At 37.0% G+C, this 15,343-nt stretch carries 16 protein-coding genes and 3 pseudogenes; 9 read left to right on the forward strand and 10 right to left on the reverse strand.

Features of this window, described 5'->3' with window-relative positions; all coding sequences use genetic code 11:
• Nucleotides 1-553 precede the first annotated feature (553 nt).
• Nucleotides 554-1,126 carry a hypothetical protein gene (locus ANA7108_RS0125355; RefSeq protein ID WP_016953642.1) on the reverse strand — a complete coding sequence of 191 codons (573 nt, stop codon included), beginning with the start codon at nucleotides 1,124-1,126 and terminating at the stop codon, nucleotides 554-556.
• A 618-nt stretch (nucleotides 1,127-1,744) separates the two neighbouring features.
• Between ANA7108_RS0125355 and ANA7108_RS0125360 the strand changes: the two genes are divergently transcribed.
• Nucleotides 1,745-2,383 (forward strand): PAP/fibrillin family protein, encoded by a 639-nt coding sequence (locus ANA7108_RS0125360; RefSeq protein ID WP_016953643.1) that lies wholly within the window; start codon nucleotides 1,745-1,747, stop codon nucleotides 2,381-2,383.
• 133 nt (nucleotides 2,384-2,516) lie between these two features.
• Here ANA7108_RS0125360 and ANA7108_RS0125365 read toward each other — a convergent pair whose 3' ends face one another.
• Entirely contained in the window at nucleotides 2,517-2,771 is a 255-nt protein-coding gene (locus ANA7108_RS0125365) for a hypothetical protein (RefSeq protein WP_016953644.1), read from the reverse strand.
• Between the two features lie 259 nt (nucleotides 2,772-3,030).
• Between ANA7108_RS0125365 and ANA7108_RS0125370 the strand changes: the two genes are divergently transcribed.
• The 3 genes from ANA7108_RS0125370 to ANA7108_RS0125380 all read left to right on the forward strand — a co-directional run bounded on the left by ANA7108_RS0125370 (nucleotide 3,031) and on the right by ANA7108_RS0125380 (nucleotide 4,413).
• Nucleotides 3,031-3,219: a hypothetical protein gene (locus tag ANA7108_RS0125370; RefSeq protein WP_016953645.1), complete on the forward strand. Its 189-nt coding sequence runs from the start codon at nucleotides 3,031-3,033 to the stop codon at nucleotides 3,217-3,219.
• Between the two features lie 231 nt (nucleotides 3,220-3,450).
• A complete protein-coding gene (locus tag ANA7108_RS0125375) occupies nucleotides 3,451-3,816 on the forward strand; it encodes a VOC family protein (RefSeq protein ID WP_016953646.1) in 366 nt (121 codons plus the stop codon).
• 336 nt (nucleotides 3,817-4,152) lie between these two features.
• Nucleotides 4,153-4,413, forward strand: a complete 261-nt coding sequence (locus tag ANA7108_RS0125380; RefSeq protein WP_016953647.1) for a hypothetical protein — start codon at nucleotides 4,153-4,155, stop codon at nucleotides 4,411-4,413.
• A gap of 497 nt (nucleotides 4,414-4,910) precedes the next feature.
• On the opposite strand, the gene ANA7108_RS0125390 is transcribed toward ANA7108_RS0125380, so the two are convergent.
• Nucleotides 4,911-5,150 carry a hypothetical protein gene (locus ANA7108_RS0125390; protein WP_016953649.1) on the reverse strand — a complete coding sequence of 80 codons (240 nt, stop codon included), beginning with the start codon at nucleotides 5,148-5,150 and terminating at the stop codon, nucleotides 4,911-4,913.
• A gap of 223 nt (nucleotides 5,151-5,373) precedes the next feature.
• Between ANA7108_RS0125390 and ANA7108_RS31120 the strand changes: the two are divergent.
• Both ANA7108_RS31120 and ANA7108_RS27935 read left to right on the forward strand, forming a co-directional pair.
• A pseudogene (locus tag ANA7108_RS31120) lies at nucleotides 5,374-6,479 on the forward strand (ISAzo13 family transposase).
• Nucleotides 6,452-7,549 carry a von Willebrand factor type A domain-containing protein gene (locus ANA7108_RS27935; protein ID WP_016953652.1) on the forward strand — a complete coding sequence of 366 codons (1,098 nt, stop codon included), beginning with the start codon at nucleotides 6,452-6,454 and terminating at the stop codon, nucleotides 7,547-7,549. The pseudogene ANA7108_RS31120 and the gene ANA7108_RS27935 overlap by 28 nt, the downstream one beginning before the upstream one ends.
• Here ANA7108_RS27935 and ANA7108_RS29225 read toward each other — a convergent pair.
• A pseudogene (locus ANA7108_RS29225) lies at nucleotides 7,542-8,297 on the reverse strand (SNF2-related protein); the annotation flags it as partial. The gene ANA7108_RS27935 and the pseudogene ANA7108_RS29225 overlap by 8 nt on opposite strands.
• Nucleotides 8,298-8,687: 390 nt before the next feature.
• Here ANA7108_RS29225 and ANA7108_RS0125410 point away from each other — a divergent pair.
• Nucleotides 8,688-9,572, forward strand: a complete 885-nt coding sequence (locus ANA7108_RS0125410; protein WP_016953653.1) for a DUF1186 domain-containing protein — start codon at nucleotides 8,688-8,690, stop codon at nucleotides 9,570-9,572.
• 105 nt (nucleotides 9,573-9,677) lie between these two features.
• Here the strand turns inward: ANA7108_RS0125410 and ANA7108_RS0125415 are convergent, their stop codons facing one another.
• The 5 genes from ANA7108_RS0125415 to ANA7108_RS0125435 form a co-directional block, all read right to left on the reverse strand.
• Complete coding sequence (locus tag ANA7108_RS0125415; protein ID WP_016953654.1) at nucleotides 9,678-10,028, reverse strand: DUF86 domain-containing protein; 351 nt, start codon at nucleotides 10,026-10,028, stop codon at nucleotides 9,678-9,680.
• Nucleotides 10,018-10,308 (reverse strand): nucleotidyltransferase family protein, encoded by a 291-nt coding sequence (locus ANA7108_RS0125420; protein ID WP_016953655.1) that lies wholly within the window; start codon nucleotides 10,306-10,308, stop codon nucleotides 10,018-10,020. The genes ANA7108_RS0125415 and ANA7108_RS0125420 overlap by 11 nt, the downstream gene beginning before the upstream one ends.
• Nucleotides 10,305-10,697, reverse strand: a complete 393-nt coding sequence (locus tag ANA7108_RS0125425; RefSeq protein ID WP_016953656.1) for a type II toxin-antitoxin system death-on-curing family toxin — start codon at nucleotides 10,695-10,697, stop codon at nucleotides 10,305-10,307. Before ANA7108_RS0125425 ends, ANA7108_RS0125420 begins: the two co-directional genes overlap by 4 nt.
• On the reverse strand, nucleotides 10,694-10,921 hold the full coding sequence (locus ANA7108_RS0125430) for an AbrB/MazE/SpoVT family DNA-binding domain-containing protein (protein WP_016953657.1): 228 nt from the start codon (nucleotides 10,919-10,921) through the stop codon (nucleotides 10,694-10,696). The genes ANA7108_RS0125425 and ANA7108_RS0125430 overlap by 4 nt, the downstream gene beginning before the upstream one ends.
• A 349-nt stretch (nucleotides 10,922-11,270) precedes the next feature.
• Entirely contained in the window at nucleotides 11,271-11,705 is a 435-nt protein-coding gene (locus ANA7108_RS0125435; RefSeq protein WP_016953658.1) for a hypothetical protein, read from the reverse strand.
• 432 nt (nucleotides 11,706-12,137) lie between these two features.
• Here ANA7108_RS0125435 and ANA7108_RS0125440 point away from each other — a divergent pair, with 432 nt between their 5' ends.
• Nucleotides 12,138-12,632 (forward strand): DUF2243 domain-containing protein, encoded by a 495-nt coding sequence (locus tag ANA7108_RS0125440; RefSeq protein ID WP_016953659.1) that lies wholly within the window; start codon nucleotides 12,138-12,140, stop codon nucleotides 12,630-12,632.
• Here the strand turns inward: ANA7108_RS0125440 and cutA are convergent.
• Nucleotides 12,629-12,964 (reverse strand): divalent-cation tolerance protein CutA, encoded by a 336-nt coding sequence (gene cutA, locus ANA7108_RS0125445; protein WP_016953660.1) that lies wholly within the window; start codon nucleotides 12,962-12,964, stop codon nucleotides 12,629-12,631. The genes ANA7108_RS0125440 and cutA overlap by 4 nt on opposite strands.
• Nucleotides 12,965-14,285: 1,321 nt before the next feature.
• On the opposite strand from cutA, the pseudogene ANA7108_RS27940 reads away from it, so the two are divergent.
• Nucleotides 14,286-15,341, forward strand: a pseudogene (locus tag ANA7108_RS27940) (ISNCY family transposase); the annotation flags it as partial.
• Between the last annotated feature and the right edge of the window lie 2 nt (nucleotides 15,342-15,343).

The raw sequence follows: 15,343 nt of genomic DNA on the forward strand, positions 1-15,343 counted from the left end.
GACCCTCTAAGGTAATCGTTCCATAATTAGGCCATTTGCCTGTGTCGATCTCAAATTGGTAACTCTGTGATGGGCTGGTGGGAATGCTAAGATCAGGCTGGGGTAGGGGATTAATAGGGAGGGAGGGGTCGAGCAATGGTGCCGTAGGCGATCGCGTACCAATTTCCACAAATTTACTCCCACTCATGAATAAACTCCCATCTTCCAGCACAGACAATTCTTCAGTGAAGGGATCTGTTGTCCAATCTAGCAAAACAGAGCGACCATCAGCTGAGATGGTGTACCTCCCTCGGCGGTCAGTGCTTAACAATCTATAAGAGCCATCTGGTTCAAATAAATAACAGTATTTGTCTCCATGCAGCCAGATTGAGCGGATTAATTTCTCCTGAAGACTGTTTTCTGGCTCTGAGGATAATTGAGGTGAGGGATTGCTAGGCATAGACACTTGGGCATTTTTTATACTCCAATATAGCTCAACTCAATGAACTGTTAATGAACTTTTATTTAGTAGCGTAGTGAGTTAGGCGAGATTCTGAAACAGAAGTAGAGACTACTACTGCCTAACCGGATAATATAATCCATCTTGCTCCTGAAATTTCCATCCCAAGCTCATCGGGTCACGATTCCTCGACCAACTGATAAATTCTTTTTCACTCTTGCTTTCGCGCTCTGTAATCAAACTTTGAGCAGTGATACCCAATCGTTGCGCTAAGTTTTCAGGAGCAAAAGATTTTATTTCAACTGGTTGTTGTTGATATGGGTATGCGGATCTGCTACTACGGGCTTGACCACCGTATTTACCAGAGGCCAGCGCCCGCTCTATTTTTTCCAACTGTTTACCAAGGACTTCCAGTTTAGTGGACACCAGTTGATCTTGCTGGCAAAGGTGCGTTTCTAGTTCTCCTAGTTTTTCCTCCACCTGCTGTAATTCGCTGGTTGCTTCCAGTTTCACGCTGCTATCAAAATGCGATATCACTTCCTGCAAGCCTTGCAATAACGCTGTTGTATGACCATCACGGTGTATTTTCGCCAAGTGGCGTACTACATGAACTAGTACAGTAGGCACGCGAATCATCTCGCTGGGTGGGGTCTTGTTGGCAGTCATGATAGCTAAGATTGATATCATAGATTATAGCCCCAAAGCCGTGGTTTTTCTTCCTTAAATCTGGAAACGCACCTATACAAAAAACTATATGTTTAAGACCATTTGGGAATAACACCAGCGTGCCAACAAGCTTTAGAAGCTGAAAGTAACCCAAACATAGGAGTCCAAAATTTATCCCTTTTTTGGTGAATATCCGTAAGGACATTTCATATTATGTTTAGTTATGTTAGTAACCCGCTAAACTAAACTCAATATCTGTAAAACTTGTTGCGGTACTGCTTAATTTTGTGGCATTAAAGCCTGTCTATTTTGACAATACCTTCGCCAAAATCTTGAACCCCTATTGATATCGTCACGATTTTATTGGCTTTCAGCCCTATATTTTGCAAATTGGCGAAGGTATTGTTTTGAAACCTGGAGTTTTTAAGGAGAGTATATTATTGTTTTGTGGTAAGGATTCAGCTTTGCCCTAATTGGTGAAAAACTATGGCTTTCAACGTAGACGCGGTTTAAAATAATGTTTCATACACTTCTTGAACGGAAATAATTACAGATTTACAGCGATGTCTGCGGCGTTCTGTAGGAAGTATCGCCTTTTTAGGTTACAGTCTTCTAAGTATTCTCTAAATATTTCATCTAATGAATAATCAAATCTTAAAGGAAAAATTACAAGCAACAATCAAAAAGATTCAAACTAAAGATGATGGTTCTCCTGTTACTAATTTGAGGCTGGATAAAACTTTAGTTGCAGAAATTGAACAGTTAGCAATAGACTTAGAAAATCTCAATCCTCATCCGCAACCTCTTCTCAATGCTACTGCTTTATTAGAAGGAGCTTGGCAACTCCAATACTCCACAGCTAGAGAAATCCGTTCTTTGGATTCTCTACCATTGGGTTTACAAATAGGTAAAGTTTATCAAGTAATTAATATTGCCAATAAACTGTTTTTTAATTTGGCTCAAGTGCAACATCCTCTGAAAATCATATCAGGATATGTGAAAGTCACAGCTAGTTTTGAACCTGCTCTAGATACATCGGGTTTAGCAGACAAACGCATCAATGTTGATTTTGATAAACGTTATTTGGCGATTGAGAAAATTGTAGGTATTGATACGCCTAAACTAAATCCCTTTAAAGTCGTAGCGGCTAATAATCCTCAAGGGAGAATTGCCACTCTTGATATCACTTATTTAGATGAAACTTTAAGAATTGGACGTGGGGGAGACGAAAGTTTATTTATTCTCAATAAAGTCAATGATTTGCCTAATTTATCCTAAAAATGGCTGAAAGCTTAATTTTTAAATCATTGCTAAAAGCTTGATGACATCAAGTATAGCTATTAGGCATTTGCAGTATATCTTCTGAATTGAGATAATTGCAAGATGCTAATATACGCTCCATTTTTCGATGTTATCCATATATAACTACAGTGTTTTCTTTCGTGGGTATAAGGACTCCGTTCAAGTAAGTTTTTTTGGAATTATCTATGGTGTTAATTTTCTGATTATTGTATTTATTATCTCCACCTATAGTTTGTTTTTTTGACTTATTATCGCCTAAATAAATATAGGGATAATCCTGTAAAGATTCGCAATAACCCCCTAATAAAGTCTCTGCTTGGGCTGGGGTCATGTCTTCTAAAAATAATCTGACATCAATATTCATAAAAATCAAAATCTATGAATTTAGTCATTTTTTAAATCCAAGAGAATAACCTGCTTTGACTCTAACTTGACAAAATTATTCATAATTTTCATCTATCTGGTGGATAATATTGAAGTTACTAATTGTCTTTCTAATGGTAGATTGTGCTAACGCATTCTGTAATTTTGGGCATTTTCTTATTTTTCTTGAAAAACGGGAGGAAACAATAGTTTTTGAGTAAATATGTTTTGATTACGGTAGACAACTAAAACTATATACCATGTCAACTAAAGTTCATTTAGTTACTATTATTGAAAACGTTACCTTGTTGGTATTTTACACAGACTCCGATTGTTGGCAGTTCCGGTTAATTAGTGCTGGAGGTGAAGTGTTTGGTGAACGCAAACTTTATTACACTCCAGAAGCTGCTGAAAAAGCCGGTCGCGAATGGATTCATCAGGGATATTAAGCTGTTTCCAGCTTGGTTAAATTGGTGAATTTGTATCAAAAGTAATTTGTTGATTACAGTCTTGACATTTATAAATCAGTCGCTATATAACTTGGTTGATTTTACGTCAACTAACAAATAATTTTGGCATACTGTAAGATAGAAGAAGTTTCAAAAATTGACTAGCACAAAACATCGTTACTATCAACTTTTATACTGCAATTAATTACTTCCTAAAACCAGAGGTGTAAAATGACAATTACCCTTAATCACACCATAGTACCAGCATACGATAAGGAAGCATCTGCACAGTTCTTTGCCCAAATTTTTGGTTTAAAGGTAGAACCTCCCCTTGCTCACTTTGCTGTTGTGCGTGTAAACAATCAATTGACCTTTGATTTTGATAATAGAGAAAATTTTGAGTCACACCACTATGCTTTTCATGTTACAGATCAAGAATTTGATGCTATCTTTGCACGGGTAAAAGAAATAGGTTTGGAATACAGTAGCGACCCTATGCACCAACATCAAGGTGAAATTAATCACAGAAAAGGTGGTCGAGGTTTTTACTTCTATGACCCCAATGGTCATAACTTGGAACTGCTGACCCGTGAATAAGGAACTTCCAAATAAAAAAAATACCCCATTGGTTTTAGTGCGGAAAGCTTACCCGATAATCTTTTTGAGTTCTGTCTTGCGTTACGTTACTAGCTTCTGAAGCATAAATTGAGAATTAGAGTCAGAGTTACATAAATTTTCGGCACAACACTTTTATTATCCAGAAAAATATTGTATCCTAGTTTTCCCAATGTAATTTTGGATAACTAAACTTCATCAAAACTTTTTGCGGATTTTTCTGAAGATGATTGAAAGACTACCCTAGTCTATCTCATAATCTATGTTAAAATTCTCAATTTTTTATATGCTGTTTTCAAAACTTTCAAGGGCTAAACTATGAAACTAATTAAAAAATCTGAAAAGCTAATTCTCAACAAAATCAAGAGTATGGAGTCGGAAGAAGAAAATCTCCAAACCGAGATTATTAATGCTCCAGAACCCTTGCTTGAGCAAACCAGAGTAATCAATGTAGAGAATCAACAACCTAACTACATTTCTTGCCGAGATAATCCCATAGTTTACTCTGTTGGCAAAACAGGATGGCAGGTTTCTGAAATTTGGAAAGAGATGAGATTGGATGATTTTTGTAATAGCTAGTAAGTAGATTGATCGAAAAATTTCAGGTCATGTAACGGTATGTAAAGTTATGTGAATGCGATATTCTGATTGAGTTTCAGGCATTTTACAAAACGCAATACATTTTGCTTTTCTTGTGTATACTTATTTACCGCCATAAAATCAAGAAGTTGATACAGTCGGCTTTTCAGCTAACTCATGATGGCTAAACCCCTGATTATTGCGTCAGTTTCCGAAAATTTGTCATTGAGTAAATTTTCTTTGCGGATTGTTTTGTGCGCCAATTTTTTCTGCCCCCCAACTCCGTTGGTATGACGCTTTTTAAGTAATTGGACAAAATTAATTACACAAAAATTGGGCTGAAATCTTTGACTAGTAAAGAATTTGTCAATAATCAATATGTCATTAATTCTGTCTTGGTACTTATTGCATTGTCACAAAATTTACATAATATCTATCAGTTAGAGAGCGAAAGCCTCTTCCTATCAATAAACGATAAGCTTCATGACGGCGGTTAATTAAAGCCTTAACAACCCTGCCTTTTGTAAACGTGAAAGTAAACCAGGACGATTGCTGTAATCTGTTTGCATTTCCTGAACGCGTAACTTAAACTGCTCTAACTGTCCTTGATGTTCAGCTAAATCGCGTAGATTTCTCAAATGTGCAATCGCATCATCATAGGGTTTAGATTGTTTGAGAGCAATTAATCTAAAAACCTCCTCCCATAATTTGGCTTCCTTGGGAACTAGTGCTAACAATTGACGAATTCTTGCCTCCTTTGCCGCTTTAAGGTGATTTCCAAGAAAGAATTTACCGATAGAGGTAGAATATAGTCTTGATGACTCAGGAGACAGAAGTAAGAAATTGGATACATTAGTCTCAACAGACTCAAAAACATTATTAACATCATCGCAAATTGAAGACCTGCGACTGGCAGCATCGAAAATGGATGGAGTAGAAAGACGAAGCTTTCAGGCGGGAATGGCACTGAAATATTGCCAGGGGAGCGGAAGGTTGGCAGAAACAGTATTTGGCTGGGGGAGAAAAAATATAGAGGTGGGATTGGCAGAAAAACGAACTGGTATAGTCTGTGTAGGATTACAATCAGCCTTGAGTGGGGCAAAACGCTGGGAGGAAAAGCAACCAGAAGCGGCATTATCACTGCGCCAACTGGCAGAATCCCATTCTCAACAAGACCCAACATTTAAAACATCGTTAGCCTACACGCGGTTAACATCAGCATCGGCATTGATACAACTCCAAGAACAGGGATTTAGCCAGGAGCAATTACCATCTCAAAGTACAATGGCACAGGTATTGAACAGAATGGGGTATCTTCTTCGTAAAGTAGTAAAAGCTAAACCTCAAAAAAAATTGCACAAACAGAAGATATCTTTAACAACATCGACAACTTTAATAAGCAAGTAACGAGCAGCAAAATCAAGCGAATAAGTATGGACTGCAAAGCCACGGTGAATATTGGAGAGTACTCTCGTGGTGGAAAAACTAGAGGAGACAATCAAGCTAACGACCATGATATGGGATGCACGGAAAAATATATTCCCTGTGGGATTGTGGACGAAGATAGTGGACAACTACACATTAACTTTGGTAGTTCCTATAAAACCAGCGATTTCATTGTTGATAGCCTGATTTCGTGGTGGAACACAGTTACACCAGAACAACGCATTCATACCGAACTTATCCAAATTAAAGTTGATAATGGTCCAGAAAGTAGCGGTATGCGAACTCAATTCTTAAACAGGATGGTTGAGTTTGTTGACAAGATCAAGACACCAATTCAGTTGCTTTACTATCCTCCTTACCATAGTAAATACAATCCCATAGAACGTTGTTGGGGTATTCTTGAACAGCATTGGAATGGAAGCAAGCTCGTCGATGTTACCACCATGCTTTTATGGGCTAAAAGCATGACTTGGAAAGGTATACATCCCATTTTAACTTTAAGCAAGACTGTTTACCAAAAAGGAATTTCTCTAACTAAGAAAGCCATGAAGGAACTTGAGCCTAGATTGCAGCGAAATTCACTTTTGCCCAAATGGGATATCTTGATTCAACCTCTTTAGCTGGTAATTTCTTTTTCAGAAATCACCTTAACTACTTCACCTATAATTATCCTCAACCAACAGGAAATAGACCCTTTTCCGTCACCACTGAAGTTACTGCTGCTCCCTGGAATCCTCAACATAAATTAGTACAAGTAGGTTTGCAAGGAAAACGCTTAGAGAGTGAAACCTTACCACCCAGTAACCTCGTATTTCTAATTGATGTCTCCGGTTCTATGGGTGAACCCAACAAATTACCCTTGGTAAAACAGTCCCTGAAATTGTTGGTGAATAAACTCAGTCCTGAAGACAGGGTAAGTTTAGTAGTTTATGCAGGAAATGCAGGTGTAGTCTTACCTGCTACCCCTGGAAATCAGAAAACAACAATTTTAGCAGCCATTGACCGCTTGGAAGCTGGAGGCTCTACTGCTGGTGGTCAAGGGATTGAATTGGCTTATAAGATAGCCAAACAAAACTTCCTCAAATCTGGTAATAACAGAGTAATTTTAGCTACTGATGGAGATTTTAACGTCGGGGTTTCCAGTGATGCCGAATTAACTCGATTAATTGAACAGAAGCGAGACCAGGGAATTTTTCTCACAGTTATAGGATTTGGTACTGGTAACTATAAAGATGGAAAAATGGAACAATTAGCTGATAAGGGTAATGGCAACTATGCCTATATTGATACCTTATTAGAAGCGAAAAAAGTCCTAGTTAATGACATTCGGGGAACTCTATTTACTATTGCCAAGGATGTGAAAATTCAGGTGGAATTTAATCCCGCTAAAGTGCAAGCATACCGCTTAATTGGCTATGAAAATCGCCTGTTGCAAAACCAAGATTTCAATGACGATAAGAAAGATGCAGGGGAAATTGGGGCTGGTCATTCCGTAACAGCATTGTATGAAATTATTCCTACTGGCACAAAGAGTGATGTGAAACTACCAGAGGTAGATCCTTTGCGTTATCAGCGTTCTGGTGTAAATGCGACCGATACTGCCGATAATGAGACTTCACATCTACCAACGCGCGGGTATTGCGTACCATCACTTCCCGCATCAAGGAACGCAGTTTTTCAGGATTCTTAGGAATACGTCCATTTCTGGAATCAACGTATTCTTTTTTAAACGCAGCTTCTGTTTGCAGTAAACCTGGCTTGAGTAAGGTAAGAAGATTAAATAGTTCAATGAGCGAATTTTGGACTGGGGTTGCAGTCAGCATGAGGATAAACCGCTTGTTAAGGGCGTTTACCAATTTCCAGTTAAGAGTCGTGCGATTTTTGAGGTGGTGTGCTTCATCAACAACTACCAAGTCCCAGGTACGACCGGTGACATGAGCAAAATGTTTGGCAGATTTAGCCGTGTTGAGTGAAGCGATAATGCGGGAATTCTGCGTCCAAAAATCTTCTAGGGGTTGTTGGGGGTCACGGTTATCTGTGGTAATAGTGGCAATGTTAAATTTTTCACTTAATTCTAATTGCCACTGAGAAACCAGGGATGCGGGAGTGAGTACGAGTAGGGACTGTACCATGCCTCTAGCTAAATACTCAGCACAGATAATTCCAGCTTCAACGGTTTTGCCCAAACCGACTTCATCTGCTAACAATGCCCGTCCACCCAGTTGTCTAAGAACCTTGCGGGCTGTTTCAATTTGATACCAGTATTTGTCAATAGAGGTGAGGGTGGGAAGGCACACTAACTGGTCATAGTCTGCCATGACCGAGAGTTTAAATAGGTCTAGACGTGCTTCGTAAAAGTCAAGGGGGTCGTATTTACCTGCTTTGAGTGCTTCTAAAGCTGTGGAGGAGTTAAATTTAAATGTATAATTTTGATTCATGATGCACTCAGAGCGAACCCTTTTGACCTGACTAATACCTTTTGTCAGTTTAGGGAGTTTTTACACTAAATTCAATTACGAGATGTTGGTTTTGATAATTTGTAACCAATTTCAACATCCCCAAACCACGCAAGAAACTTCCAAATAAAGAAATATCACGTATTTGTAAACGCAGGGGGGGCAGGGAGCAGCTGACAGGTGTAGGTCGGTGTTGAAAATTGTCGTGATGATAAGGCAGAAGGGAAAAGCTTTTTGGGCAACTTTACTTTCGGTTACATACTACTCTCCGAGAAGCCGCTCCGCGTCTACGGTTTTTTTACGCCATTCTACTTAATTTTTGCCTAATCATTAGTATATGATTTTAATGTCAGCCAACAATTTAGCTTGAAAATGCAACTAGAAGAAATTTTATCAGAACTAGAAAATAACACTGGTAAATTCCCCCGTTTGGCTTTAGAGAGAGCCATTCAAGAACAGGAAGCCATTACTCCTTTGTTATTAGCGACTTTAGAAGAAAGCAAAAATAATCTAGAAGATTTATTAGAAGAACCAGATTATTTATTACATATTTATTCCCTGTTTTTACTAGCACAATTTAGAGAATCTAAATCTTATCCTATCATCGTCGATTTTTTTTCGACTCCAGGGGATATCTCCCTAGATGTAACCGGAGATGTAGTAACTGAAGATTTAGGTAGAATTCTTGCTTCTGTCAGTCACGGAAATCTTGACCCTATTAAGCAACTGATAGAAAATCCAGCAGTTAATAAATTTGTTAGAGGTGCTGCTCTAAAATCCTTAGTAATATTGCTTGTTCAAAAAATTATTTCTAGAGAACAGGTCGTCCAATATTTTGAGGAACTTTTTTTAAGCAGGCTGGAAAAAGATAATTATCATATGTGGAATAAATTAGTGATTAATAGTTGTGATATCTGTGCTATTGAACTTAAAGAGCATATAGATAGAGCTTTTGAAGAAGATTTAATGGAAAGGTTTTTTGTAAATGAAAATAATGTCAATAATTCTCTAGAAATGGGTGTGGAAGCAGCCTTACAGAAACTGCATAACAAACAGCATTATACTTTGATTAATGATACAATATTAGAAATGGAGTCTTTGAATTGCTTTCTAGCAGATAAGCCGAATAAAAAAGATAATTCTCCCATTAGTGTGAAGGGGTTTACTCTAACATTAAATAAAAATAAAAGTCAAGTTGATAAAAAGAAAAAAATGCAGAAAGAATCTCGTCGAAAAAATAGATCGAAGAAAGGTTAATTTTCTTGAACTTGGTTTTTTCAAGATCACAAAAAAAAGGGAACATAAAGTTTCCTATTCCCTAAAACTTTAGTTCTAATTTTAAATCCCCAACTCCTCAAAAATTTAACTATCGCCAAATTCTTGTTGAAAAATAACCTCAATTTGTTCTTGCAGAAGTGGAACTTTATTTTGCACAATATCCCAAATCGTTTCATTTTCGAGACTAAAATAAGCATGAGCTAAAATATCTCTTAAACCTGCTATTTTCCGCCACTCTACCGTAGGATAACGATTTCTAATTTCTGTCGGCACTTGCTTGATGGCCTCGCCAATAATTTGCAGATTTCGCAGCACAGCATCAAACCTTAACTCATCTTCAAAAAACTGGTCATAGCTGATACCTTCTGTATAACGCAAAACCTTGTGACAACTGTTCAAAATATCCTCAAAATACAGTCTGAGACTACGAGACATAGATTGCCTCTGTTTCAACAGCATCTCTAATTTGAGGCTTTAACATCTTCTTGCTAACTAAATCTACGGGACATCCCAAACTATCCTCCAGAAAAAACTTTAAGTCCATGTAACAGTCAAACGTCACCTTTCCGTCAAACTCCACTAATAAATCAATATCACTTTTAGCCGTGGCTTCATCCCTTGCTACCGAACCAAATAAAGCCAGAGATTTTACACCATAACCTCGAATCTCTGCCCCATGAGCTTTTAAAAAAGCAATTAAATTTTCTCGTTTCATAGCAATTCACCAGCATATTTTCCTAACCAAACCTGCAAAGCATTTTCGTCAATTTCCCCAGATGCTAAACTCTCCATCACTAATACTATCTCCGGCTCTGGTGCGTTAAAACCATGACCATTCAACCCCAAAAAAACATACATTGCCATAAAAGCTGTCCGCTTATTCCCATCCACAAAGGGATGATTTTTACACAAAGCAAAACCATAAACCGCTGCTAATTCCAGGAGCGAAACTTCCGGCTGATAGGAAAACCGATGTCGGGGACGGGCTAAACTTGCTGCTAAATTAGGGCTATCTCTCACCTCAGATAACCCACCATACTGAGAAATCAAATCCTTATGGATAGCAAGCACCATCTGTTCAGTTAGCCAGGTCGGTTCATTCACTTAGCGAGTTCCTTCAACGCCTGACGAAACTTCTGGCTACCTTGACGATAAATGGCCATTGCTTTCTCAAACTCAGGATCATAAGGACTAAGCTGGAGTCCATGTTCAGTTTCCGTCACAAATACGGTATCTCCTTCGGAAAGATTGAGTTTTTCTAACAACTCCTTAGAAAAAGTCACCCCTACTGAATTACCAATTTTGCGTAACTTTAAGGTTTGGATCATTTAACTTTCGCCAATGTAATTACGAGTGTAACTACTATCTTAGCCTTAAATTTCCAACTCTGCAACTCCCAATGGCTTACCCCATGCTCCAGTATCGGTAGCTACGGTGTACACACAAGCCTGGCGAGGAAAGCAACTCAAAAATGTGACCCATGGATCACATTTTTCCTCAAAACCTGGGCAACACAGTCCCCGATTTGTGGCTGGTGGGAATAAGCTGGTATTGATTAGAACAGAAAATTCTGTTAAATAGGAGTTGTATGTATAAAATATTAGACAGTTTGAGGATGGATAAAAGAGGTAAAAATATGGTATTGGGGATTAACAGAGCGATTGCTGATGCTATAAATCAATTAGAAAAACTATGTTCTCTAAATAATTTTTTTGCCCAATCTATATCATAGGGTATAGGAGGTTTCACAGGACGATAATCTTTTTCATCGCTTTGCCCGTGCTGTAAAACAGCATTAACAACTATACAAGGTTCTTTACTAAGATTAATTGCACCATGTAATACCCCCGGAGGAATTGTAATAATTGTTGGTTCTTTTTCATTCAAAAATGTATATTGATATTCACGGTTGTGCAGAGTAGTTATTAAAATCTGTCCCTTCACCACTAATAATTGATCCGTTTGATGTCTATGCACAAACATATTATCTATAAAATTACCAGAAACATGAACCAACGTAGTTTGATTACTACTAGCTAAAGAGTAAAATGAAACCATTCCGACTGTCATTGAATCTAACTTGCGAATTTCAATTCTTTTACTGCCAGTCATTTTTGCACCTCTTTATTTTCCTAATTGGGTAAACCTAGGGACAGTGCCGTGAGCAACAAATAGTACAAAAACTCAGTTTGTAAGATGACAGAATATAGCTAAAACCTTGATTATTTCTACATTTGTGGTGAATTTAACAAATGAGTTTGATTTAGGTATAGATTATTTCATAGAAACCAATACCTAAAAGTATATTTAGTAACATTAATAAATTAATTTATCCTTTGTAGGACGAAAAGCTGTTCGTTTTTATCCCCTCTTTTGTGCAAAGCGAGATCGCCAGGGCTGACTTGTCAGTTCACAATTATTGTATATGTAGGTGTGAGCAGATAGTGAACACTTGAAATTGATGGCTAGTATTGCTCTCTAGGTAGAAGAAATTAATAACAAAACAAGTCTATTTTGGTGAGAAAACTGTCTGTAGGTTTAAAAATGGCAGCAAATATTCAGGTTTTTCCTAAACGTTTACCACTAATTACTGCTGGAATTTTTTTAGGTTTAGGGCTAGGTGGTTTTGTAGATGGTATCCTGCTTCATCAAATCTTCCAGTGGCATCATATGTTAAGCAGTATTCGTCCCCTGACTACCGATACAAATACGGACGTAAACATGGTGTGGGATGGTTTATTTCATGCTTTGGATTGGGTATTAACTGTAATTGGAGTAACCTTGCTGTGGCGGGCAGGAGGGCGTGCTGATGTTCCTTGGTTATCACAAACATTTGGTGGTTCTTTGCTCATAGGTGCTGGGTTGTTCAATTTAGTAGAAGGAGTAATTAATCATCAAATTCTGGGTATCCATCATGTGAAACCAGGACCAAATCAATTAGCTTGGGATATAGGTTTTTTGGCCTTGGGTGGGTTGTTTGTTGTCATTGGGTGGATTATGATACATCAAGAGCGAAATTATGGGGAGCAATCTAGTTAATTCAAGTTGATATCTGTAGCCTTGGTTTCTGTCATTAGCCAATTCAGGTAATCCTGATTTCCTTGTTCAATTGGTAAAGCCACCACACAAGGTACTTCATAAGAATGCACTGATTTTACCTTTTCCGTTAGTTCTGCAAATAAATCATGGCGCGATTTCATAATTAAAATAGCTTCTTTTTCTACTTGTAATTCACCCTTCCACCAATAAATACTGTCCATGCCATCAATTATGTTGGCACAGGCAGCAAGACGAGCTTCTACTACGGCTTCACCTACATTAAGGGCTTCAGCACGGTCTTTACAAGTGACATAAATAAAAATAAATTCCATGTTTTGACTGTTAACAGTTTTGATTATTAATACTATGTCCGTTTGAACGGTTATTATATCTGCTTGGGGTAGTAATTGATAATTAACAATACCTTAGCCAAAAAAAGAGCCTTGATAATTTTTGGCTTGCACTGGCAAAACTAAGCATACATAGGCGTTTCGATAAAAAGGTAGTTTGTCATCCCAAACCCTTATCCTACGGTTAATACGTTAAAAAAACCTTGTAGGAAACCTTAAAGGAATTTTTAGGACTGATTGTTTTTGCCAAGCCTCAGATAAATGGGAGTTAATGGTTAAAGCATCATCTTTTCACCCTCGTAAATTGGCTAAGGTATTGGTTAATAAATCAACTTATATATCTGTAGTAATTACGGCAAGCCTTCTGGGAGAAATAGGAGAATGTATTTCATTTCAGATGTCAAATTATAAAAGTCTGTTTTTTGTTGAAAATTAACAAGATGAACTGATTGAAAACATTGAAATATCCACCGCATAGTTGGATTGTTGATGGCTTTTACCAATTGATTTTTTACAGTATAGTTTAAGGATTTTAACGCTGCTCTAATTTCTTTGATAATTTATTTAAGTCAGATTTTTTTCTATCTTGACTTTGCACAACTAACCATCTTTGTTCTATATCTCCATAAGTTATTTTCTTCTGTGCATAAGAATATAGCCTTTCTCAGCTTAGTGAGGTACAGTAGCAACAAACAGTGGGTAAACCAATTTGAATTAATCCTGCACGCTGTCCTCAAGACCGTTTTTCCCCAGTCTTGTTATTTTCCCCTAAGAAAATTAGCATTTGAACTCGCAGGCCAAAGTTTGTGAGGGAATTGACTTTGTTGGTGGATTTCTTTGTCCTGGTGTCACATACTCGATTGCGAGATTGATGGTATTTTATTTTTGCACAAACTCTTTTATCCTCATCGCCAGCTATGACACTCAATTTATATTTACTGCGACATGGCGAAACAGCAATTCTCATTTTGAAAAAAATGACCAATTAACCTCAATTGAAACCTGAATATTTAGTACAAAAGAATTATATTTTCAAAAAAAAGGGAATAGCGCAACCTATTAGAGTAGGTGATGGGAGATGACGCACAGTAACGGAAACAATCGTTGAAAATAACAATCGAACAAATCTATTGAGTATTTATACTTAATAGATTAGAAATGATAGTCTGACAAAGAACTGGGAGATCCAGAAAAATAGTTCTCTATGAAAAAAGAGAACTTAATCAAAATAAAAATTTATACTTATTGTCATTTCAGATAAAATTAGTGGGTTGAAAATAGTAATTATTCAAAAATGGACAAAATAGTTCAAAAGGCAACAACCGTAGAAATTTCTGATTTAATGCAATTTCTACGTCAAGAATTAAATGACTTACCTGATGGAAGAAAACCAGGAAATAATACACAATATCAAGTAGAAGATGCAGTAATGGGAGCATTTTCAGTATTTTTTACTCAGTCACCTTCTTTTCTAGAGCATCAACGTTTGATGAAAAGTAGTAAGGGAAAAGATAATGTTGAAAGTTTATTTTCTTTGGCGAAAATTCCTGGTGATAATCAAATAAGAAACTTGCTAGATCCGGTGCCAGCCACGACAATTTTTGGAGCTTTTCAAACAGTCTATCAATGGTTAAAGTCAAATGGAGTGCTGAAAAAGTTTCTCTACTTAAACGAAGAAATTTTAATAGCTTTAGATGGTACAGAATATTTTTCATCTCAAAAAATTAATTGTCCTCATTGTAATCAACGTCATCATCAAAATGGAAGTACGACTTATTTTCACGGCTGTATAACACCAATTGTGGTGTCTCCTAATCAAAAACAAGTAATTGGTTTAGAACCTGAATTTATAAAAAAGCAAGATGGATATCAAAAACAAGACTGTGAAAATGCGGCTGTTAAAAGATGGTTAAATAATAATCATCAATCTAAGTATGAATATCCCGTAACCCTTTTAGGGGATGACTTGTACTCTCGCCAACCTATCTGCAAATTAGCCATAGCACAAGGATATAATTTTATTTTCGTTTGTCTTGATACTTCTCATAAAACCTTATATGAATGGCTAGATTTTTTAGAAAAGAGTGATGAAGTCAAAACTTGTGAAAAGAAACAGTGGAATGGAAGAAATAATCTAATTTATCGTTATCGTTATGCTAACAGAGTACCATTAAAAGATGGGGAATCAAGTCTGGAGATTAATTGGTGTGAATTAATAGTTATTAATGAGAAGACATCAAAAATCGTCTATCAAAATAATTGGATTACTAATCATACAATTACCAATGAAAATGTTGAAGATATTGTCAAAGCCGGACGCAGCAGATGGAAAATTGAGAATGAAGGGAATAACGTTCTAAC

The organism is Anabaena sp. PCC 7108, assembly GCF_000332135.1.
In the GTDB taxonomy this organism is placed as follows: Bacteria; Cyanobacteriota; Cyanobacteriia; order Cyanobacteriales; family Nostocaceae; genus Anabaena.